Annotated in this window: 20 protein-coding genes; 8 read left to right on the top strand and 12 right to left on the bottom strand. The window is 63.7% G+C overall.

What is annotated here, in order from left to right; genetic code table 11:
* Window positions 1–22: 22 nt before the first annotated feature.
* Window positions 23–1,348 (bottom strand): C4-dicarboxylate transporter DctA, encoded by a 1,326-nt coding sequence (locus B0G71_RS00790; protein WP_116119645.1) that lies wholly within the window; start codon window positions 1,346–1,348, stop codon window positions 23–25.
* Window positions 1,349–1,577: 229 nt separating this feature from the next.
* Here B0G71_RS00790 and B0G71_RS00785 point away from each other — a divergent pair, with 229 nt between their 5' ends.
* Entirely contained in the window at window positions 1,578–2,288 is a 711-nt protein-coding gene (locus B0G71_RS00785) for a FadR/GntR family transcriptional regulator (protein WP_116139114.1), read from the top strand.
* Window positions 2,289–2,392: 104 nt separating this feature from the next.
* Here B0G71_RS00785 and gap read toward each other — a convergent pair whose 3' ends face one another.
* Window positions 2,393–3,403: a type I glyceraldehyde-3-phosphate dehydrogenase gene (gene gap, locus B0G71_RS00780; protein ID WP_106285226.1), complete on the bottom strand. Its 1,011-nt coding sequence runs from the start codon at window positions 3,401–3,403 to the stop codon at window positions 2,393–2,395.
* A 95-nt stretch (window positions 3,404–3,498) separates the two neighbouring features.
* Window positions 3,499–5,520, bottom strand: coding sequence for a transketolase (gene tkt, locus B0G71_RS00775; protein ID WP_116139112.1), 2,022 nt, complete (start codon window positions 5,518–5,520; stop codon window positions 3,499–3,501).
* A 288-nt stretch (window positions 5,521–5,808) separates the two neighbouring features.
* Here tkt and speE point away from each other — a divergent pair, with 288 nt between their 5' ends.
* The 3 genes from speE (at window position 5,809) to B0G71_RS00760 (ending at window position 7,971) form a co-directional block, all read left to right on the top strand.
* Window positions 5,809–6,681, top strand: a complete 873-nt coding sequence (gene speE / locus B0G71_RS00770; protein ID WP_116139110.1) for a polyamine aminopropyltransferase — start codon at window positions 5,809–5,811, stop codon at window positions 6,679–6,681.
* Window positions 6,682–6,797: 116 nt separating this feature from the next.
* Complete coding sequence (locus B0G71_RS00765; RefSeq protein WP_106285247.1) at window positions 6,798–7,211, top strand: glyoxalase/bleomycin resistance/extradiol dioxygenase family protein; 414 nt, start codon at window positions 6,798–6,800, stop codon at window positions 7,209–7,211.
* A gap of 19 nt (window positions 7,212–7,230) precedes the next feature.
* Complete coding sequence (locus B0G71_RS00760; RefSeq protein WP_116148248.1) at window positions 7,231–7,971, top strand: 16S rRNA (uracil(1498)-N(3))-methyltransferase; 741 nt, start codon at window positions 7,231–7,233, stop codon at window positions 7,969–7,971.
* Between the two features lie 135 nt (window positions 7,972–8,106).
* On the opposite strand, the gene B0G71_RS00755 is transcribed toward B0G71_RS00760, so the two are convergent.
* The 3 genes from B0G71_RS00755 to B0G71_RS00745 form a co-directional block, all read right to left on the bottom strand.
* On the bottom strand, window positions 8,107–8,667 hold the full coding sequence (locus tag B0G71_RS00755) for a barstar family protein (protein WP_106285246.1): 561 nt from the start codon (window positions 8,665–8,667) through the stop codon (window positions 8,107–8,109).
* A 16-nt stretch (window positions 8,668–8,683) separates the two neighbouring features.
* Window positions 8,684–9,100 carry a ribonuclease gene (locus B0G71_RS00750; protein ID WP_116139108.1) on the bottom strand — a complete coding sequence of 139 codons (417 nt, stop codon included), beginning with the start codon at window positions 9,098–9,100 and terminating at the stop codon, window positions 8,684–8,686.
* Between the two features lie 442 nt (window positions 9,101–9,542).
* A complete protein-coding gene (locus B0G71_RS00745) occupies window positions 9,543–11,882 on the bottom strand; it encodes an NADP-dependent malic enzyme (RefSeq protein ID WP_012434352.1) in 2,340 nt (779 codons plus the stop codon).
* Window positions 11,883–12,101: 219 nt separating this feature from the next.
* Here B0G71_RS00745 and thiL point away from each other — a divergent pair, with 219 nt between their 5' ends.
* The 4 genes from thiL to B0G71_RS00725 all read left to right on the top strand — a co-directional run bounded on the left by thiL (window position 12,102) and on the right by B0G71_RS00725 (window position 14,777).
* The gene (gene thiL / locus B0G71_RS00740; protein WP_116139106.1) at window positions 12,102–13,100 is read left to right on the top strand and encodes a thiamine-phosphate kinase; all 999 of its coding nucleotides are present in this window, start codon (window positions 12,102–12,104) and stop codon (window positions 13,098–13,100) included.
* Window positions 13,090–13,671 (top strand): phosphatidylglycerophosphatase A, encoded by a 582-nt coding sequence (locus tag B0G71_RS00735; RefSeq protein ID WP_181916698.1) that lies wholly within the window; start codon window positions 13,090–13,092, stop codon window positions 13,669–13,671. The genes thiL and B0G71_RS00735 overlap by 11 nt, the downstream gene beginning before the upstream one ends.
* Before the next feature lie 66 nt (window positions 13,672–13,737).
* Window positions 13,738–14,238 carry a CinA family protein gene (locus B0G71_RS00730; RefSeq protein ID WP_106285221.1) on the top strand — a complete coding sequence of 167 codons (501 nt, stop codon included), beginning with the start codon at window positions 13,738–13,740 and terminating at the stop codon, window positions 14,236–14,238.
* A gap of 23 nt (window positions 14,239–14,261) precedes the next feature.
* Window positions 14,262–14,777: a cupin domain-containing protein gene (locus tag B0G71_RS00725; RefSeq protein WP_116139104.1), complete on the top strand. Its 516-nt coding sequence runs from the start codon at window positions 14,262–14,264 to the stop codon at window positions 14,775–14,777.
* A 35-nt stretch (window positions 14,778–14,812) separates the two neighbouring features.
* On the opposite strand, the gene pyrF is transcribed toward B0G71_RS00725, so the two are convergent.
* From pyrF to araG, 6 genes are all read right to left on the bottom strand, one after another.
* Window positions 14,813–15,628, bottom strand: coding sequence for an orotidine-5'-phosphate decarboxylase (gene pyrF / locus B0G71_RS00720; protein WP_116139102.1), 816 nt, complete (start codon window positions 15,626–15,628; stop codon window positions 14,813–14,815).
* A gap of 243 nt (window positions 15,629–15,871) precedes the next feature.
* Window positions 15,872–16,933 carry an aldose 1-epimerase gene (locus B0G71_RS00715; protein WP_116139100.1) on the bottom strand — a complete coding sequence of 354 codons (1,062 nt, stop codon included), beginning with the start codon at window positions 16,931–16,933 and terminating at the stop codon, window positions 15,872–15,874.
* A gap of 218 nt (window positions 16,934–17,151) precedes the next feature.
* Window positions 17,152–18,054: an SMP-30/gluconolactonase/LRE family protein gene (locus B0G71_RS00710; protein ID WP_116139098.1), complete on the bottom strand. Its 903-nt coding sequence runs from the start codon at window positions 18,052–18,054 to the stop codon at window positions 17,152–17,154.
* Window positions 18,051–18,851, bottom strand: a complete 801-nt coding sequence (locus B0G71_RS00705; protein ID WP_116139097.1) for an SDR family NAD(P)-dependent oxidoreductase — start codon at window positions 18,849–18,851, stop codon at window positions 18,051–18,053. Before B0G71_RS00705 ends, B0G71_RS00710 begins: the two co-directional genes overlap by 4 nt.
* Window positions 18,852–18,890: 39 nt before the next feature.
* Window positions 18,891–19,907 carry an L-arabinose ABC transporter permease AraH gene (gene araH, locus B0G71_RS00700; RefSeq protein ID WP_116139095.1) on the bottom strand — a complete coding sequence of 339 codons (1,017 nt, stop codon included), beginning with the start codon at window positions 19,905–19,907 and terminating at the stop codon, window positions 18,891–18,893.
* Between the two features lie 54 nt (window positions 19,908–19,961).
* Complete coding sequence (gene araG, locus B0G71_RS00695) at window positions 19,962–21,500, bottom strand: L-arabinose ABC transporter ATP-binding protein AraG (RefSeq protein ID WP_106285244.1); 1,539 nt, start codon at window positions 21,498–21,500, stop codon at window positions 19,962–19,964.
* Window positions 21,501–21,519 lie beyond the last annotated feature (19 nt).

The raw sequence follows: 21,519 nt of genomic DNA, 5'->3' as shown, positions 1-21,519 counted from the left end.
TTCTAATGACGGTTTCTCAGGTTCAGACAGCCGGAGCGTGCTCGCCGGCGGCAGCGGGTTCGGCATCTTCACCGGCCGGCACGTAACGCAACGCCGCGTCGCGATTCAAGACGCGATGCGCGCGTGCCCGGTCGATATCGTTTTCCCACACGGCGACCACCACCGTCGCCACGCAGTTGCCGATCAGGTTGGTCAGCGCGCGGGCAATGCCGACGAACCAGTCGACCGGCAGGATCAGCACGAGGCCGAGCACGGGGATCGCCGGAATCGCGGACAACGTGGCGGCCAGAATCACGATTGCGGAACCGGGAATGCCGTGCGCGCCCTTTGACGTCACCAGCGACACCAGCACCACCACGATCAGGTCATGCACCGACAGCGGCGTGTTGGTGGCCTGCGCGATGAAGATGACAGCGAGCGTGAGATAGATGGAAAAACCGTCGAGATTGAACGAGTAGCCAGTCGGAATGACGAGCCCGACAGTCGAATCCTTCACGCCCATCCATTCGAGCTTGCGCATGATCTGCGGCAGCACGGCGTCCGACGAGGCGGTGCCGAGCACAATCGACAGTTCTTCGCGCAGGTAGCGAATCAGCTTGAAAATGCTGAAGCCCGCGAGGCGCATGACAACGCCAAGCACGACGGCGACGAACACGAAACAGCTCACATAGAACACAAGCACCAGCATGCCGAGCTGCTTGAGCGACTCGACCCCATATGTGCCGGTGGTGAACGCGATTGCTCCGAGCACGCCGAGCGGTGCGAGCTTGATGATGAAGCCCATCACGCGGAAAAACACTTGCGACAGTTCGTCGATGAGGCTGCTCACACGCTGCGCCTTACTGCCGAGCAGCGACAGCGCCGATCCGAACAGCACCGAAAACACGAGGATTTGCAGGATGTCGCCGGTGGCGAACGCGTTGATCGCCGTGTCGGGGATGATCTTCAGCAGAAAGCCGGCCGTGTCCTTGAGGCTCTTCGCGTGCTCGGTGTAGGTCGAGAGCGAGGCCGGATCCAGCGAGTGCAGATCGATGTTCATGCCGACGCCCGGACGCGTGACATACGCGAGGATCGCGCCGATCACGAGCGCGATCGTCGTCATCACCTCGAAGTAGATCACGGCCTTGAGGCCGACGCGCCCCACTTTACGCAAATCGCCGGCATGCGCCATGCCGCTGACCACGACACAAAAGACGATGGGCCCGATCACCATCTTGATCAGTTTGAGAAAGCCGTCGCCGAGCGGGCGCAGCGATTGAGCGAAATGCGGAAAAACGGCGCCGACCACGATGCCCGCCACTAGCGCTATGACGACGCGCCCAAACAGCGAATTGAAAAATTTCAACACGGCTTCCTCCTGGTTGCGATTCACATCTGTTCAGACTGGTCCGACCAGTGCTGTTATCTCGAATAGTAGGAAGCCGATATACTGACGTCAAGGATTCATAGAACGGTGTTTACCCGCTGTTTCCGGAGCGGTTTCGGATCGGATCAGCGGTGGCGCGCAGCAAGCCACACGAGCGTTCAGAGCACGTACTACAATGCTGGTCAGACCGCGCCACCACAGTGAGACAACGATGAAAAACGTCCCGCATACCGTTACCGATGCCGCCATCGCGACCATCCGCGAACGGATCGAAGCGGGCGTCTATCCGGTGGGCAGTTTGCTGCCGGCGCAGCGTCAACTTTCCGAAGAACTTGCGATCAGCCGCGCGTCGCTGCGCGAAGCGCTTTCAACACTCGAAGCGCTCGGTTTGCTGGTGATTCGACCCGGCAAGGGCGTCTACGTGGAAAGCGCGCAGGCGTCGGCCGCGCATGCGTGGCGCTTCGCGGAGCAGCCGTCGCTGCCGGACACCTATCAGATGCGCTTCGCGCTGGAAGGCTTTATCGCGCGGATGGCGGCGCTGGCGGTCAGCGATTCCGACCTCGCCTGGCTCGAAGACAACATCACGGCCATGCAAACAGCGCTCGCCTGCGACGAACTCGACGAAGCCGCCCGCCTCGACTACGACTTCCACATGCGCATCGTCAACATTGCCGGCAACGCGGCGATCGAATCGATTCTGAGCAGCAGTGCGGAAATCATGAAGGAAAGCCAGCGCATGCCGTTCTACCGGCGCGAACTGGTGCTGTCCACGTACAACGAGCATCGCGTGATTCTGGACGCGCTCAAGGCGCGCGATTCCGCCGCGGCCGGCAAAGCCATCGAGACGCATATCTCGAACGCCGCGCAGCGCGCCGGGGTCTATTTCCCGACGCCGCAGACGCAGACGCAACCGCAGGCATAGGCATAGGCGAAAAAAAACCGCTCCGAAGAGCGGTTTTTCTTTGCCCAGCCACCGCCGGCACGAAGCCGGCATTGCAGGGCGCAATGCGCGCAAGGCGCCGTCAGTTACTTCGCGTTGGCCAGCGCCACAGCCGTGTCCAGCATGCGGTTCGAGAAGCCCCACTCGTTGTCGTACCAGCTCGACACCTTCACCAGACGGCCCGACACCTTGGTCAGCGTCGCGTCGAACGTCGACGAAGCCGGGTTGTGGTTGAAGTCGATCGACACCAACGGTGCCTCGTTGTAACCGAGGATGCCCTTCAGCGAGCCTTCCGACGCTTCCTTCATGATCGCGTTGACTTCTTCGACCGTCGTGTCGCGCGCAGCGATGAACGACAGGTCGACCACCGACACGTTGATCGTCGGAACACGAATCGCATAGCCGTCCAGCTTGCCGTTCAGTTCCGGCAGCACCAGGCCGACCGCCGAAGCCGCGCCGGTCTTGGTCGGGATCTGGCTGTGCGTGGCCGAGCGCGCGCGGCGCAGGTCTTCGTGGTACACGTCCGTCAGAACCTGGTCGTTCGTGTACGCGTGGATCGTGGTCATCAGACCGTTCACCAAGCCGATCTTGTCGTTCAGCGGCTTGACGAGCGGCGCCAGGCAGTTCGTCGTGCACGATGCGTTCGAGATCACCGTGTCCGATGCTTTCAGCACGTTGTGGTTCACGCCGTAGACGATTGTGGCGTCGACGTCTTTACCGCCCGGCGCCGAGATGATCACCTTCTTCGCGCCGCCCTTGATGTGCGCGCTCGCCTTTTCCTTGGTCGTGAAAAAGCCCGTGCATTCCATCACGACGTCGACATTCAGCTCGCCCCACGGCAGTTCAGCCGGGTTGCGGTTGGCCAGCACGCGGATCTTGTCGCCGTTGACAACAAGGTAGTCGCCGTCCACCGACACTTCACCCGGGAACTTGCCGTGCGCCGTGTCGTATTGCGTCAGGTGAGCGTTGGTCTTGGCATCGCCGAGATCGTTGATGGCGACGATTTCGATATCGTGCTTCTTGCCGTTTTCATAGAAGGCGCGCAGCGTGTTGCGGCCGATCCGGCCGTAGCCGTTGATTGCGACGCGAATCGTCATGGTCTATCTCCTGAGGGCTAAAAAAATACGTCCAGGTTCGTCTGACTGACAGCATTGCCGCGCGTTCGCACGCCAGCGGCAACGCTTGCTCAGGATCAGCCGAGGGCGGCTTTTGCCGTCTCCACCACGTGCTCGACGGTGAAGCCGAAATGCTTGAACAGCACGCCAGCCGGGGCCGATTCACCGAACGTGTCGATGCCGACCACGCCGCCTTCCAGACCCACGTACTTGCGCCAGAAATCCGTGACGCCCGCTTCGATGGCGACGCGGCGCACGCCATGCGGCAGCACGCGCTCACGGTACTCGGCGTCCTGCTTGTCGAACACGGTGGTCGACGGCATGGACACGACACGCGCCGCGATGCCTTCGCGCGCCAGCGGCTCGACTGCGTTCAGCGCCAGTTCGACTTCCGAACCGGTGGCGATCAGGATGACCTTGCGTGCGACGATTTCGTCATTCCAGTCGCGCAGCACATAACCGCCCTTCTCGATGTTGGCGATCTGCGCGTCCGTGCGCTCCGAGAACAGCAGATTCTGACGGCTGAAGATCAGGCACGACGGGCCGTGGTGTTCGACCGCGTGAGTCCACGCCACCGCAGTTTCAACGGTATCAGCCGGACGCCACACTTGCAGGTGCGGAATCAGACGCAAGCTGGCAACGTGTTCGACCGACTGGTGAGTCGGGCCGTCTTCGCCGAGGCCGATCGAATCGTGCGTGAACACGAAGATCGACGGCGCTTTCATCAGCGCGGCGACGCGCAGCGCATTGCGGCTGTAATCCGAGAACGTCAGGAACGTGCCGCCGAACGCCTTGAAGCCGCCATGCAGCGCGATGCCGTTGATCGCGGCGCTCATACCGAATTCGCGCACGCCGTAGTTGACGTAGTTGCCGGCAGCCTGGCCTTCGGCGTTCACACGCACCGGCTTGGCGGCCTTCCAGTTGGTCAGGTTCGAACCGGTCAGGTCGGCGGAGCCGCCGAGCAGTTCTGGCAGCACGGTCGACAAAGCTTCGATAGCCTGCTGCGACGCCTTGCGCGTCGCGATGGTTTCCGCGCGTTCGTTCGCGCCGGCGATGATCGCCTTGGCCTTTTCTTTCCAGTCGGCGGGCAGTTGCTTCGCGTCGCGACGCTTGAATTCCGCGGCTTCCTGCGGATATTTGGCTGCATACGCGGCAAACGCCTTGTCCCAATCGGACTCGTTGCGCGCGCCGGCTTCTTTCGCGTCCCACGCTGCATAGACTTCTTGCGGGATCACGAACGGTTCCCACTTCCAGCCGATTTTTTCGCGTGTGGCCGCGACTTCCTTGTCGCCCAGCGCCGCGCCGTGCGAATCGTGGCTGCCGGCCTTGTTCGGCGAGCCTTCGCCGATCACCGTCTTGCAGCAGATCAGCGTGGGCTTGTCGGATTGCTTGGCTTGCTTGATGGCAGCGTCGACCGCTTCGACGTCGTGGCCGACCACGTTCGGGATCACGTTCCAGCCGTACGCTTCGAAACGCTTGGGCGTGTCGTCGTGGAACCAGTGCACCACTTCGCCGTCGATCGAGATGCCGTTGTCGTCGTAGAACGCGATCAGCTTGTTCAGCTTCAGCACGCCCGCCAGCGAGCAGGCTTCGTGCGAGATGCCTTCCATCAGGCAGCCGTCGCCGACGAACACGTATGTGTGGTGGTCGACGATCTTCGCGTCAGGCTTGTTGAATTCGGTGGCGAGCAGCGACTCGGCGAGCGCCATGCCGACCGCATTCGCCAGACCCTGGCCGAGCGGGCCGGTGGTCGTCTCGACGCCCGGCGTGATGCCGTATTCCGGGTGGCCCGGCGTCTTGGAATGCATCTGGCGGAAGTTCTTCAGCTCGTCGATCGGCAGATCGTAGCCGGTGAGATGCAGCAGCGAATACAGCAGCATCGAGCCGTGGCCGTTCGACAGCACGAAACGGTCGCGATCGGCCCACTGCGGGTTCTTCGGGTTGTGGCGCAGATGGCGCGACCACAGCGCCACGCCGATTTCCGCCATGCCCATCGGCATGCCGGGGTGGCCGGAATTCGCTTTTTGAACGGCGTCCATGGACAACGCGCGGATTGCGTTGGCCATCAAGGAAGTGGGTGCGGGAGACGGGGTCGTCATGTCGAGTCCGGAGACAGAGTCAGAAAGCGGTGCGCGCTTGAGTCCCGAATGCTCGAATGCCGGTTCACTTTGGCGCACGGTGCGGCGCCAGGAGACGCGAAACGGGCAGAGCAAACGGACAAGGCTGAAAGCGTGACATTCTAACAGAACGTTGCCCGCGCCCCGCTCCGAAAGCCGTCTGACCGTGCGGCCCGATCCACCCGCCGAGCCCGCCGAGCCCGCGCCGCGCGTCGGCCATTACAATTGCTCAACCTCGACCCACCTTGCTCCGGACGGAGCCCGCCATCCGTGAGCATTCCCTTGCTGTTCCGACCGAGTCCCGACGCCGTCTACGGATTTCCGCACGCGAAGCGCCTCGTGCGCGTCGATTCGCCGTATCAGCGGATCGAGGTTTGGGACACGCCGCAACTCGGCCGGCTCTTCACCCTCGACGGCCGTCCGATGACCTCCACCGGCGACGAGTTCATCTACCACGAGTGCATGGTGCATCCCGCCGCGCTGGCGCACCCGTCGCCGCAAGCGGCGCTCGTGCTGGGCGGCGGCGACGGCGGTGCCGCGCGGCAACTGCTGAAGCATGCTGGAATCGGACGGATCGTGGTGGCGGAGTTGGACGCGCAAGTCGTACGTCTGACGCGCGAACACTTGCCCGAGGTGCACGGCGGCGCATTCGACGATCCACGCGTCGAACTGATAATCGGCGACGCCGCACAATACGTCGAGGCAGCCGCTCCGGCGCAGTTCGATCTCGTCGTGTTCGACCTGACGCCGCCGGACTCACCCGCCGCCGGTCTTTACACTCAAGCCTTCTACCAGCGGCTCAAGCGCGTCATGAGCCCGACTGCGGCACTCTCCGTGCACCTCGGGTCGCCCTATTTTCACGCCGAACGCGTCGCGCGCCTGCTCGACGACCTGAGCGCGGCCTTCGCCGTCGTCCGCACCATGAGCACTTTCGTGCCGCTATACGGTTCGCTGTGGATGATGGCAACCGCCAGCGACACGCTCGACCCCGCCGCCCTCACCGTCGATACGCTTGCGGACCGCCTGGCCGCGCGAGGAATCGACGCCCTGATGCACTACGACGCGGCCACGCACGCCGGACTGTTCTCGGCATCCCGCTCACTGCGAGATAAACTAGGTCAATTCTTAAAGCCAGCAAGCTAACGCGTGGGCAAAATGCACGGTTCCGTCGGACTGCGCTATCGGCATAACGATACGCAAACGTCCACCTGGACTCTCGCAGCACGTGCCCCGCCAACCCCATCGATCCGGAGAATCCCATGACCGCCTCCCGCCCAGCCGGTGTGCCCTGGTTGACCCCTTATCTGACGGTGCGCGACGCACATGCCGCGTCCGCGTTCTTCACAGCGGCGTTCGGCTTTGAAGTGCGTGACAGTGTCCAGGACGACGGTGTCGTCATGCATGTCGAGATGACCTATCAAGGCCAGTTGATTGTGATGTTCGCTCCGGAAGGCGCGTTCGGCTCGGCGGCGAAAACACCCAAAAGCGCGGGCGCAATCGCACCGCAATCGTTCTATGTCTATGTCGACGATGTCGACGCGATCTATGCGCGGGCGCTGGCCGCCGGCGCAAAGTCGCTGAGCGAGCCACAAGATCAGTTCTGGGGCGACCGCTTCGCCCAGGTCGAAGATCTGGACGGCTACCGCTGGGCGCTCGCTCGCCACCTTTCGTGAACCAATGAGTATTTTTCTGATGCCTCGCTTTTTCGTCGGTACGCCTCTCCAGCCCGAGGACGTCATGCCGCTCCCCGATGACGTCGTTCGGCATGTGCTCGTGCTGCGCCTGCAGCCCGGCGATTCGATCGTCCTTTTCAATGGCGAAGGCGGCGAATACAGCGCCGAACTCGTCGAAGTCGAACGGCGCTCGGCCGTGGTAAAGATCCGCGAATTCCGCGCTATCGAGGTCGAGGCGCCCTATCGCCTCACGCTCGCACAGGGCATTGCCGGCGGCGACAAGATGGACTGGCTGATCGAAAAAGCCGTCGAACTGGGTGCGTCCAGCTTCGTGCCGTTAACCACCACGCGCAGCGTCGTGCGTCTTTCCGGCGATCGCGCGCAGCGGCGCCATGCGCACTGGCAAGGCATCGTCCGGGCGTCGTGTGAGCAGTGCGGGCGCAATCGCCTGCCGGAAGTGATGCCGGTGCGCGAGATCGCCACCTGGCTCGGCTCGATGCCCCGCACGCCTGAAGAAGGCGACCTGCGCATTCTGCTCTCACCGCGCGCCAGCATCAGCTTTTCCGCGTTGCCCCCCGAACCGCCGAAAGGACGCGTGACTGTGCTGGTGGGCCCGGAAGGCGGCTTTTCCGCGACCGAGGAAGCAGCGGCGGCCGCTCACGGGTTTACCGCCGTCGGCCTCGGGCCGCGCGTGATGCGTACCGAAACGGCCGGCATCGCCGTTCTCTCCGCGCTGGCGGCCGGCTGGGGCGGCTGGTAAGCCGCTTGCCTGCCACGTCTCGGCCGTCTCGATTGAGAGCGGCTAGCCGGTCTCGGCATTCGCACCAAAAGCAAAGGCCCGCCAACTGGCGGGCCTTTGCTGTGTCGCCTCAACAGGCAACGCCCAAGCAAAAACTCAGGCGAACGAGTAAAACACCCGGAACGCCACTTTCCGCTCGGCCCAGAACTCCGCCGCTTCGCGGAACACGTCCAGCAGCGTCTCGCGGCCTTCCTTGTCGAACTTCTGGGCGACCGGCAACTGTTCGAGCACGATCACGAAGCCCGGCTGCGTACCCGCTTTCTGGACAAGATCGGTCAGGCAGTCGTAGAGCGCGTCGTAATTCTTGCCGAAATGCTTCGGAAACAGGAACGAGGTCGCGATGGTTTCGAGCACTTCCTGCTTGGACTGCGCGTTGGCGCAATACGCATAGAGAAAATGCTGGCCGAGCCGGTTGGCCTCGTCGGCGAGATCCTGCACGCGGAACGCGCGGATCGACTGTACGATGTTGGGTCGTACGGTCTTGAAAAGACTCATGGGCTCCTCGTTCGATGAAACCACAGTGCCTGCTTCGCTCTGGTTCTCGCGGCCCTGATCGCCGGCTCGCATCCGCATGACGCGTTGGAACAAATTGCCGTCGCCGGCCGCGAAAAGATCCGTCGCGACTCCGGAGTCGTGCGCGTAGACGTTGTCGCTCATGCCGTTCATCCCGATGTCATTCAACAATACGATTAAAACTGGTGTAGTGGTCGTCCGAGTAGTAACAATTGTCGGTTCGCTTCAGCGGACCTCCGCAGACGATGCGACGCGCCCCGCGATTACGTGAGCGAGGCGTGGGAACGGTGTATTCGTGGTAATAGCCGCGCCGATGGGCCGGCAGCAACCGTTCGCGATTGCCGAATACGATGCCGTCCTTCTCATACGGGTAAGGCCCGCCTGCGGCAATCAAGTTCAATGTATTGACCGCTTCGCGTGGCAACTGCGCCAGCGCGATGGTGCCCTGCAACTGCGCGTTCGCGTCGGCAGGTGCCGTGGAGTCGCGCGCAAACGCGCCAGGCACGGGGCCGGATAAAACGCACAGCGTAATAGCACCGATCAGCACGCCTTTCATGCGATGCCACTTGCGTGCCATGTATCAGGGTTCCCCGCTGTTAGATCACGAGTTTGACGACCATGAAAGTCGTAAGGGTATCGCTAATGGCCCCCGGAATCAACGCTCGCCGGGCCGGCGAAATCCTCACATAGGGCGCGAAATGGCCACCGGCGCGGCTTTGACGACTTTTGACAGAATATTTAGCTTAGTCAAGCTAAACTTTATCTCAATGTTGCGAATAGTGGTGGAAGCAGGCAGGTGGGGAGCGGATGTCGGGCCGCTTTGCATGAGGCTGCAAATAGTTCGATTCCCGAGGCAAGGGCAATGAGCCCATTAGCGTTCCGAGGCGGAATGTCTGCCTTGCCGTTTTTTCTGGGTGGCAATCCCCTGTTCACCCTAAGGCGTGCCCGTTGCGGGCGCGCCTTTTTTTTGCATGGCGCACGGTCTTCAAACCGGCGCCATGCTTCGTCTGGATCGCGGATTAACGGGCCGCGATCACATCCGCCACCAGCAGCGCCGTCATGTTGACGATCCGGCGCACCGTTGCCGAAGCCGTCAGCACGTGCACCGGCTTGGCCGCGCCCAGCAGCATCGGACCAATCGCGATGTTGTTGCCCGCGGCGGTCTTCAGCAGGTTGTACGAGATGTTGGCCGCGTCGATGTTCGGCAGCACCAGCAGATTGGCGTCGCCTTCGAGCGTCGAGTCGGGCATCACTTCGCGGCGCAGATTCGCGTCGAGCGCGATGTCGCCGTGCATTTCGCCGTCCACTTGCAGGTCCGGCGCGCGCTCGCGCAGGATCGCCAGCGTGTCGCGCATCTTCTGTGCGGTCGGCGCGTTGCTCGTGCCGAAGTTCGAATGCGACAGCAGCGCGATCTTCGGCTCGATACCGAAGCGGCGCACTTCTTCAGCCGCCATGATCGTGATTTCGGCCAGTTGCTCTGGCGTCGGATCGACGTTCACGTGCGTGTCGACCAGGAAAATCTGGCGGTTCGGCAGCACCAGCGCGTTCATCGCCGCGTAGACCTTCGCGCCTTCCTTCTTGCCGATCACCTGATCGATGAAGTGCAGGTGGCGATGCGTGGTCGACACCGTGCCGCAGATCATGCCGTCGGCCTCGCCCTTCTCCACCAGCATCGCGCCGATCAGCGTGGTGCGGCGGCGCATTTCGAGCTTCGCCATCTGCGCGCTGATGCCCTTGCGCGACATCATCTTGTGATATTCCTGCCAGAAATCGCGATAGCGCTCGTCGTGGTCGGTGTTGACGACCGTGTAGTCCTGCCCTGCGATAAGACGCAGACCGTAGCGCGCAATACGCTGCTCGATCACCGCCGGACGGCCGATCAGGATCGGTTTGGCCAGCTTTTCGTCGACGATGATCTGCATGGCGCGCAGCACACGCTCTTCTTCGCCTTCCGCGAACACAATGCGCTTTTTCTCCGGCTCGACGCCACGCGCGAGCTGGAAAATCGGCTTCATGGTCGTGCCGCTGTGATACACGAACTGCTGCAGATGCTGTTCGTAGGCTTCCATGTCCTCGATCGGACGCTCGGCAACGCCCGAGTCCATCGCGGCCTTCGCCACGGCCGGTGCGACCTTGACGATCAGACGCGGATCGAACGGCTTCGGAATCAGGTATTCCGGACCGAACGAGAGGTCCTGAATGCCATACGCCGTCGCGACGATGTCGCTCTGCTCCTGGCGCGCCAGTTCGGCGATCGCGTTGACCGCCGCGATTTCCATTTCCCGCGTCACCGTCGTCGCGCCCGCGTCCAGCGCGCCGCGGAACAGGAACGGGAACACCAGCACGTTGTTCACCTGGTTCGGGTAGTCGGTGCGGCCGGTGCACAGCACGGCGTCCGGACGCACTTCCAGCGCCAGTTCCGGCAGGATTTCCGGCGTAGGATTGGCCAGCGCGAGAATCAGCGGCTTGTCCGCCATCTGCTTGACCATGTCCTGCTTGAGCACGCCACCGGCCGACAAACCGAGGAACACGTCCGCGCCGCCAATCGCTTCAGCGAGCGTGCGGGCGTCGGTTTCACGCGCGAAGCGCTCCTTGTCCGGATCCATCAGTTCGACGCGGCCCTTGTAGACCACACCGGCCAGATCGGTGACGGTGATGTTTTCGAGCGGCAGGCCGATATCGACCAGCAGATCCAGGCAGGCCAGCGCCGCCGCGCCCGCGCCCGAGGAGACCAGCTTGACCTCCTTGATGTCCTTGCCGACCACCTTCAAACCGTTGGTGATGGCCGCCGCCACGACGATCGCCGTGCCGTGCTGGTCGTCGTGGAACACCGGAATCTTCATGCGCTTGCGGCATTCGCGTTCGACGATGAAGCAGTCCGGCGCCTTGATGTCTTCGAGGTTGATGCCGCCGAAGGTCGGCTCCAGCGCCGCGATCACGTCGACCAGCTTGTGCGGATCGGACTCGTTCAGCTCGATATCGAACACGTCGATGCCGGCGAACTTCTTGAACAGGACGGCCTTGCCTTCCATGACCGGCTTCGAGGCGAGCGGCCCGATGTTGCCGAGGCCCAGCACCGCGGTGCCGTTCGTGACGACGCCGACCAGGTTGCTGCGCGCGGTGAAGCGCGCGGCGTTCAACGGGTTTTCGACGATTTCTTCACACGCGAACGCGACGCCAGGCGAGTACGCCAGCGCGAGGTCGCGCTGGTTGATCATCTGCTTGGTCGGGGCGATCGCGATCTTCCCGGGGGTGGGGAACTCGTGGTAATCGAGGGCGGCTTCGCGGAGTTTGCTATTGACGGGAGTCGACATAAGGCGGGCTTCGGAGGGCGGATTAGAATAGACGTTCGACGGCATTGTAGCCCTAATTGCCGGCCCAATTCCTTCAATACGGGTACAACTGCCGCGACTGAAACATAGCGAAAGGCTGACGTGGCATGCTGTGGGCGGAACGCGACCCGAATCGGAGTTGCGGGCGGATCGAAGGTTTACCCTTCGTTCGCTCCGTACAATGCGCGCCGTTAGCCGAACTTCACGGCACTTGATCGTTCACCCTCGCGTCCACCCATCGCCACCATGCTCTCCGAGTTTTCGCTGATCGATCGTTTCTTTGCCCGCCGCGCCGCTGCCCGGCCATCCGATGCCGCCGCGGGCTCGCTCGGCATCGGCGACGACTGCGCGCTGCTCGCGCCGCGCGCCGGCGAAATGCTGGCGATATCGACGGACATGCTGGTCGAAGGCCGCCACTTTTTCGCCGATGTCGATCCCGAGGCGCTCGGTCACAAGGCGCTCGCCGTGAATCTGTCGGACCTCGCCGCGATGGGTGCGCAACCGCAGGCGTTCACGCTGGCGTTCTCCTTGCCGAAGGCAGAGGAAGCCTGGCTCGCCGCGTTCAGCGAAGGGCTGTTCGCGCTGGCCGAACGCTACGGATGCGAGTTGATCGGCGGCGATACGACCGGCGGCCCGCTGAATCTGTGCATCACCGTGTTCGGCAGCGTGCCGCCGCGCGCTGCGCTGCGCCGCGACGCCGCGCAGCCGGGCGACGACATCTGGATCTCGGGCACGCTCGGCGACGCGCGCGCCGGCCTCGGCCTACAGCGCGGCGAATGGTCCGCCGATGCCGGCGACACTGCGACGTTTCGCCGCGCCCTCGAGCGACCGGAGCCACGCGTCGCGCTCGGCATGGCGTTGCGCGGCACTGCCCACGCGGCGCTCGACCTCTCGGACGGCCTTGCCGGCGATCTGCTGCACATTCTGGAACGCTCGAACCTGCGGGCCACGGTCGACGTCGACGCCGTGCCGCGTTCAGATGCGCTGGGCCGCCTCGCCCCCGACATCCAGCGACGCTGCACGCTCGCCGGCGGCGACGACTACGAGCTGTGCTTCACGGCGCCGGTCGCGGCGCGCACCGCGGTCGACAAGGCCGGCCACGAGGTGGGGATCCAACTCACCCGCATCGGTACAATAAGCGCTCTCGAAACGGCGGCCGACCGCCCGGCGATCGGCTGGCACGACGCCGCCGGCGCGCCGCTCACTCTGACGTTGCAAGGCTTCGACCACTTTCATGCAGACTGATCCCCCGCTCGGCCCGGCCGACAAACTCATCGCCGCCGAGACCTCCCCGGCCCCGCGCGCGCCCGATCAGCGCCCGCCTGGCCGTCAGCCGCGTCGCGCCACGGCGCGTTTCATGCTGTCGCATCCGCTGCACATTCTGTCGCTTGGGTTTGGCAGCGGCTTGTCGCCGATTGCGCCAGGCACGATCGGCACGTTGTTCGCGTGGGCTTCGTTCGCCGTTCTCAGCCGCCATCTGACGGTCATCGAGTGGGCCGTACTGATCGTGGCCGGCTTCTTCGGCGGCATTGCGATTTGCGGCTTCACCGCGAAGAAGCTCGGCATCGACGATCCGTCGCCGGTCGTGTGGGACGAAATCATCGCGTTCTGGCTGGTGCTGCTGATGGTCACGCCGGTCACGCTGACCGGCCAGTTCTGGGCGTTCATCGTGTTCCGCTTTTTCGACATGGTGAAGCCCCCGCCCATCGGCTATTTCGATCGCCGTCTGAAAGGTGGCTTTGGCATCATGTTCGATGACCTGGTTGCCGCGTTTTTCACGCTGCTCGTGATTGCGCTCTGGCGTATGTCCGTTTGATTGCTGCCCGGCGGCCGCCGCGCCGCCGGGCATTCACCGCCAGCCCCCGTTTTCCGGATTGACGCCATGCCTACCGATTCCGTCGTTCATCAGCTCGCGATTCGCGTGAGCAACCGTCTGCGCGACGAGCGCCTCATGCTCGTCACCGCCGAGTCCTGCACGGGCGGCATGGTGGCGACCGCGATCACCGATATTTCCGGCAGCAGCGGCTGGTTCGAGCGCGGCTTCGTCACGTATTCGAATCAGGCGAAGAGCGAGATGATCGGCGTGCCCGCCGAGCTGATCGACAAACACGGCGCGGTCAGCGAGCAGGTGGCGCGCGCCATGGCCGAAGGCGCGCTGCGCAACAGCCGCGCGCAGGTCTCGCTGTCGATTACCGGGGTGGCCGGACCGGGCGGCGGCACCGAGACGAAACCGGTCGGCATGGTCTCGTTCGGCTGGAGCAACCGGCTGCATACGTCGGTGGAAACCAAGATTTTCAAGGGCGACCGCGAGAAGATTCGCGTGCAGGCTGCCGCGCATGCGCTGCGCGGCGTACTAGCCTTGCTCGACGAACGCGAGCACTAACCTCTGTTCGAAGCGGAAAGCCCATGCCTGATTCGCACGCAATCAAAGACGAACTGATCCGCCGCCTCGAACTCAAGCCGCATCCCGAAGGCGGATTTTTCAGCGAGACTTATCGCTCGGTGGAGCGTGTGATCCGCGACAAAGAGAGCGGCTCGGCGCACACGCGCTCTGCGTCGACGGCGATCTATTACCTGCTGTGCGACGGCGCGCATTCGGCGTGGCATCGGATCAAGTCCGATGAAGTCTGGCATTTCTATGCCGGCGAACCGCTGCTCGTCCACGTGCTCGACGAAATGGGCGCGCTGGTCACTCACAAGCTCGGCAACGCGCTGACGCACGCGGATGCGGTGTTTCAGGCGGTAGTGCCGGCAGGGTTATGGTTCGCGGCGGAATGCGCCGACCCGGCGGCCTTCGCGCTGGCGGGTTGCACGGTGGCGCCGGGTTTCGAATTCAGCGAATTCGAGCTGGCGGATGTTGACGCGTTGAAAGCGCGGCACTCACAGCATGCCGCGTTGATCGCGCGGCTGGGGCCGAACTGAACCCCACGCGCACCCGAACAACGCTCGCTAATGATTTACCGGAACGCGTTGATCCGATCCCGCGTTTCCATCGCGGCCTTCGCTGCGGCTTCGGCGAAATCGTCGCCCTTGCCCGCGTAAATAATCGCGCGCGACGAGTTGATCAGCATGCCCGTGCCGTTCGCGGTGCGGCCGGCGTTGACGGTCGCTTGCACGTCGCCGCCTTGCGCGCCGATGCCCGGAATCAGCAGCGGCATATCGCCGACGATCCCCCGCACCACCTCGATTTCCTTCGGGAAGGTCGCGCCGACCACCAGACTCAGTTGGCCGCTCGCATTCCATTTCTCGGCCGCCAGTCGCGCGACGACCTGATATAGCGGACGGCCGCCCGTCTCCAGGAATTGCAGATCGGAGCCGCCCGGATTCGACGTGCGGCACAGCACGATCACGCCCTTGCCTGCATGCTCCAGATACGGCTCGATCGAGTCGAAGCCCATGTACGGATTCACCGTCACCGCGTCCGCCTGATAGCGCTCGAACGCCTCGCGCGCATATTGTTCGGCGGTGCTGCCGATGTCGCCGCGCTTCGCGTCCAGAATCACGGGCAGGCCCGGATGGTTCGCGTGAATGTGGGCGATCAGCTGCTCGAGCTGGTCTTCCGCGCGATGCGCCGCGAAGTAGGCAATCTGCGGTTTAAACGACGACGCATACGGCGCGGTCGCGTCGACGATCGTGCGGCAGAAATCGAAGATCGCCTCGGGACGGCCCGCGAGCGCGCCCGGGAATTTGCTCGGCTCGGGATCGAGGCCGACGCACAGCAGCGAGTTGGTGCGCTGCCAGGCGTCGTTGAGTGTCTGGATGAAATTGGGCATGGTGGTCTCGCGGCGAGCAGGAAAACGGAAGAGGCGCGTATTTTACCCGTCCCGCGCGGCGGGCCGCGCCGGGAGCGTGCGGCAGCGGCGGTCCGGCGCCAGATGCCGACAGGAGCGGCTACCGGCCGCACTGGGCCGTGAGCGCGCACATGCATCGGCCAGGCACTCGCGAAGCGTGCGAGCCGATTGTCCGCAGCGCATCAGGGCATGCGCGCGTCCGCCCTGTCACGCTAACCTCGCCCGCTACTGCCGCCGCTTCGAGCCGCGCGCGCCCGGCATCGAGCGCAAACCTGTGCGTTCGACGGTGAAGCGGAACGTGCGCGTCAGTCGCTCGCCACGTCCTAGCAAAGTCATGCCGTTTTCGCTCGCGCCGCCGGCCAGGTTCATCGCGTTGATCGGATGATCCACCGGTTCGAAGCAGAAAAAGTCTTCGCCGGGCGGCGTGTACAGCACGTAGTAATCGGTGTCGGCGGCAATGTTCAGCGACAGGCGGCGCTTCGGCCACACCACCGCCGCTTGCCCGCTCCAGCCGGTAAAAGCGTGATTGACCATGGTTTCCGGCAGCGGATATGCCACGCCGAATTGCCAGGCGGGCGGCGCCGGCACATGCCGCACCGGCAGCCAGTCGTCGCCGGAGAGCCACAAGCCGCCGGCAGCAGCCGACAACTCGGTGTCCGCGTCGCGCACGAAGAAGGGATGCACGCCCAGCCCGAAAGGCAGCGCCTCGCGGCCGGCATTTTCTATTTCGAGCGCGACGACGAGCGTCGGGCCGTCCAGCGTGTAAGTTTGGGTCGCACGGTAGGCGTACGGCTTGCCGTCGCGGCGCTCGAGCGTGAGGCGGACGTTTTCACGATCCGACTCCGCGACCTGCCAGACCGATTGCCAGCCGTCGCCGTGAATCGGCAAGGGCTCGTCGACGCGATTGCGCGGCACCTCGACCCGCCGTCCCGCCACATTGAATTGGCCGCCGCCGATGCGGTTCGAATACGGCAGCAGCGGATAACAGGCCAACTGGTTCGGTTGCGTATCGGCCGTGACGTGGCGGCAGCGGCGGAAGATTGGCGTAAGCGCACCGTCGTTACGCCAGTCGAAACGAGTGACGCCGCCACCGAGCGTCGGCGCGACGTCGAGCCGCAGATGCGCATTGGCGAGCGTGATGCATGCGACATCGCCGCCGCTGTCTTCGCCGACGGCCACCGCCGACGTGCTGGGACCGGCGAGCACCGGATTGGCCGCCGCCGCGAGTCGCGAGCGTCGACTCTGTGAGGTCTGAGGGGAGGAGGAAACAGGATTCGCAACAGTCATATCTGGCTCCATCGAGAGGCTTGGGACGTTGCCGTCATTGCTGACGGATGCTGTTGGGCGATTTTCTTAAAACGGGTCGCCTCTGGGTCCGAACTGCATGCTGCCGATTTGCTGCCACTGGGATTGCACCATCAACTTGCGATTCACTTCTGATTCACTGCCCGACCGTGCTTGGTTGCTTCATGGCTGCCTCGGGAGCGAGGCAGCGTCATTCTGCGCTAAGCGGGCGCGCCTTGGAACACCGGCTCCGGCAAACCTTGCCGTCCGAGCGTGGCGATAAACACGCCGCCTGCCTGCATATCGTCGGCGAGCGCCGCTGCATCGAGGCCGCAGCGCGCGCTCGTAATGTACAGCGTGTCGAACTGCGTGCCGCCCAGCGCGACGCAACTCGGCTGCGCGGTCGGCACGTCGACGCGCTCCGTTTCCACGCCGTCCGGTCCGTAACGCACCACGCGCCGGCCGCCCCACTGCGCGTTCCACAGGCCGCCGTCGCGGTCGACGGTCGAGCCGTCGGGTTCGCCGCTGGCGTCGGTGAGGCGGGTGAACAGGCGGTCATTGGCGATGCTGCCGTCCGCGCGATAGTCGCACGCACGGATTTCGCGTGTCGGCGAATCACAGTAGTACATCGTCCCGCCGTCGGGACTGAACGCGATGCTGTTCGAGATCGCCGGCGCGGGCAACGGCAAACGCTCCAGCGACAAATCTTGACTGAGCCGGTAGAAGCCGCCGATTGCCTGCAACGGCGCGCCCTCATCTTTGGTGCCGAACACGAAGCGGCCCTGACGATCGCAGCGGCCGTCGTTCACGCGGGTGTTCAAGCCGGCCTCGACGTCGATGATGCGCCGCGTCTCGCCGGTGGCCAGCTCGAAAAACGCGAGATGCGTGGCCAGGCCGAGCAACAGGTAACGCGGATCCGCGCACAGCGCAAAGGTGGCGAGGCGCTCGGGCATCGGCCAGGACATGTTGCTGCCGTCCCGTGGGTCGTAGCGCCACAGACGCGCGCCTTCAATATCCGTCCAGTAGAAACGGCCGGTCTGCGCGCACCATGTCGCGCCTTCGCCGAGCGTGCATTTCGTATCGAGCAGCAGCGCGGCCGTGCTGGATGAACCGCTCGCACTCACGCCCAGCCTCCGTCCACGATGATGTCCTGCGCGGTGATCATCCGGCTGTCGTCGGCGGCGAGGAAGAGCGCCATGCGCGCGAGGTCGGCCGGTTCCAGCTCGGCGTCGATACACTGCCCTTCCTTGATCGAACGACGGCCCGCGTCGTCGAGCCACAAGCGTTTTTGCTTCTCGGTCATGACCCAGCCCGGCACCAGCGTGTTGACGCGGATATTGAAGTGGCCGAGGTCGCGCGCAAGACCGCGCGTCAAACCCTGCACTGCGGACTTCGACATCACATAGACCGGATAGCCGCCGTTTTTCAGCATCCAGCTGATCGAACCGAGATTGATGATCGAGCCGCTGTTGGCGGCTTTCATGTCTTCCATCACCGCCTGCGCCGCGAAGAACTGGTGACGGATGTTCACCGCGATGCCCGCGTCGAACGACTCGCGCGTGACTTCGCCGATCGTATGGCGCTTGTCGTTCGCGGCGTTGTTCACCAGCACCTGAATCGGACCGAGCGCGGCCTTTACGTCGGCGATTGCCTTTTGCAGCGCGTCGATGTCGGTCAGATCGCACGACAGGAACAGCGGCTTGTGTCTCGAATCGCCCAGTTCGTCGGCAAGCGCTTCACCAGCGCTCGCGTCGATATCGAAAAACGCGACGCGCGCGCCTTGCGCCGCGAAATGCTCGACGAACGATGCGCCGATGCCGGTCGCGCCGCCCGTGATCAACACCGTGCGGTCGACGAGGCTCGGATAACGCGCGAAGGCGCTGTCCGCGAGACGGACGTTTGCATTGGCCGGAGACGACATCGTTCGATTCCTTTTAGAGCAAGTGAGTGGGCGGCGGGCTTAATCGCGCGAGCCGCGGTTCTTCAACTGGTCGAGCAGCACGGCGGCGAGCAGGATCGCGCCACGCACGAGGTACTGATAGAACGCGTCGATGTTCATCAGGTTCATCACGTTCTCGACCGTGCCCATGATCAGCACGCCGATCACTACGCCGGAAATGGTCGCGCGGCCGCCGAGCAGCGACACGCCGCCCAGCACGCACGCCGAAATCACGTTCAGCTCGAAGCCTTCCGCGGCATTCGGCTGACCCGACGTGATACGCGAGGCCAAAATCACACCGGCCAGCGCCGTCACCGCGCCCTGGATCAGGAAGATGTAGACGCGCGTGTGTTCCACATTGATACCGGCCAGACGCGAGGCTTCCGGATTGCCGCCGATTGCGAGCGTATTGCGGCCATACACGGTCTGGTTGAGCATCACGCCGAACACGATGAAGCACAGCAGCGTGACCCAGATCGGCAGCGACACGCCGAAGAAGCTCAAGCCGCCGAGCGCGATAAACGTGTCCGACGACACGCCCACCGCCTGACCGTGCGAGACGATAAAGCCGAGACCGCGGACGATTTCCATCGTGGCGAGCGTCGTGATCAGCGCGTTGATGCGCAGATACGCGATCACCGCGCCGTTGACGAAACCGATCACGCCGCCCGCCGCCACCGCCGCGACGATCGCGATGAACGTGTTACCAGTCGCGTTGAGCACCATCGCACACAACACGCCGGCGAACGCGACCGTCGAGCCAACCGACAAGTCGAAATCGCGCGAGGCGAGACAGAACATCATCGTGCACGCGACCATGCCGATCTGCGAGATCGACAGCGCGAGGCCGAGCATGTTCTCGATCGAGAAGAAGTGATCGACGGTCAGCGACATCGTGACGAACATCACGACGAAGATCACGATCAGGCTGTACTCGGTGATCTGTTGCCACCATTTGGCCTTGTCGTTCGACTGCGGAATCAACGCATCGGCAGCGCTCTTGGCGGCCTGTTGCGCGAGGTTTTCTCTGGCTTGCATGTTGAAGACTCCTCCCGTTCCCCACGGGTTGCCGGACTTTCGTCCGAATGATGTTCAGGCCGCCTGTTGGGCAGCGGTTTCCGTTCCGGGCAGTGCGGTCGAGCTTTGCGGCAGCGCGAGGCTCAATACCGATTGTTCCGTTGCATCCTTACGCGACAGTTCGCCGGAAATCCGGCCCTGGCGCATTACGACGATCCGGTCGGACACGCCGAGCACTTCCGGCAGCTCCGACGAAATCATCACGATCGCGCAGCCGCGTTCGGCAAGCTGATAGATCACGTTGTAGATTTCATGCTTCGCGCCGACGTCGATACCGCGCGTCGGCTCGTCGAGAATCACCACTTTCAGATCAGGCTCGGCCAACCAGCGCGACAGAATCGCCTTCTGCTGATTACCCCCCGAAAGGAAACGGATTTTCTGGCGGCGGCTCGGCGTCTTGATCTTCAGCAGCTTGATGAAACGGTCCGCGGTTTCCGCTTCCTTCTTGCGGTCGAGGAACATCCCGGCGCGCAGATAGTGACGGCGGCAACTGATATTGATGTTCTCCGACACGGTCGCCATCGCGACAATGCCCTCTTCCTTGCGGTCTTCCGGGCACAGCACGATGCCGTGCCTGATCGCTTCGCCCGCGCTGCGCACCTTGATCGGCTTGCCGTCGAGCATCAACTCGCCGCCCTTCTTGTGATCGGCGCCGTACACCAGATGCATCAGTTCGCTGCGGCCCGCGCCCACCAGGCCGAAGAAGCCGACAATCTCGCCGCGCCGCACTTCGAAGCTGGCCGGCTGCGCGAGCGCGTGGCCTTCGATCGCTTTCGCCGCGAAACGCACTTCGCCGAGCGGCCGCGCCGAGTAGTTATAGATGTCCGAAATTTCCCGCCCCACCATCTCGCTGACGATGGTGTCGCGCGACACGCCTTCAAGCGTCGGATGCGAAGCGATCTTGCGGCCGTCGCGGAAGATCGTGCAGGCGTCGCACAGTTCGTAGATCTCGTCCATGCGGTGCGAGATGTAGATCATCGCGCGGTTGTCGGCGCGCAGATCGCGCACCAGCTTGAACAGCACTTCCGTCTCACGATGCGACAGCGAACTGGTCGGCTCGTCCAGCGCAATCACGCGCGCGTTGCGTAGCAGCGCCTTGCAGATTTCCACCATCTGCCGTTGCGCGATCGAGAGCTTGCGCAGTTTCGCGTTCGGATCGAGCGCCACGCCCATCGCCTCGAGGCGTTCGCGCACGAAGCGTTTGGCTTCGCGCTTGTTGACCCAGCCGAGCGAGTTCGGCAGTTGACCGAGCAGCAGGTTTTCCGCGACCGTCAGATCGGGCACGTATTGCAGCTCCTGGTGAATCACTGCGATGCCCGCCGCGATCGACGACGCCGCGCTCGTGAAGCGCACCTCGTTGCCGTCGATCATCACGCGGCCCGAGTCGGGCTGGTATTCACCACCGAGAATCTTCAGCAGGGTCGATTTCCCTGCGCCGTTTTCGCCCATCAGGCCGTGCACCTGGCCGACGTTGACGTCGAAGGACACACCGTCGAGCGCGCGCACGCCTGGAAAGACTTTACCGATATTGTCAAAACGTAGCGTCGCTGACACTTCGCCTCCTGTTGCTTCG

It is taken from the genome of Paraburkholderia sp. BL27I4N3, assembly GCF_003386115.1.
Lineage (GTDB): Bacteria > Pseudomonadota > Gammaproteobacteria > Burkholderiales > Burkholderiaceae > Paraburkholderia.
Note: the sequence above shows the minus strand (reverse complement) of the source record. Positions and strands in the feature narration are given on the sequence as shown.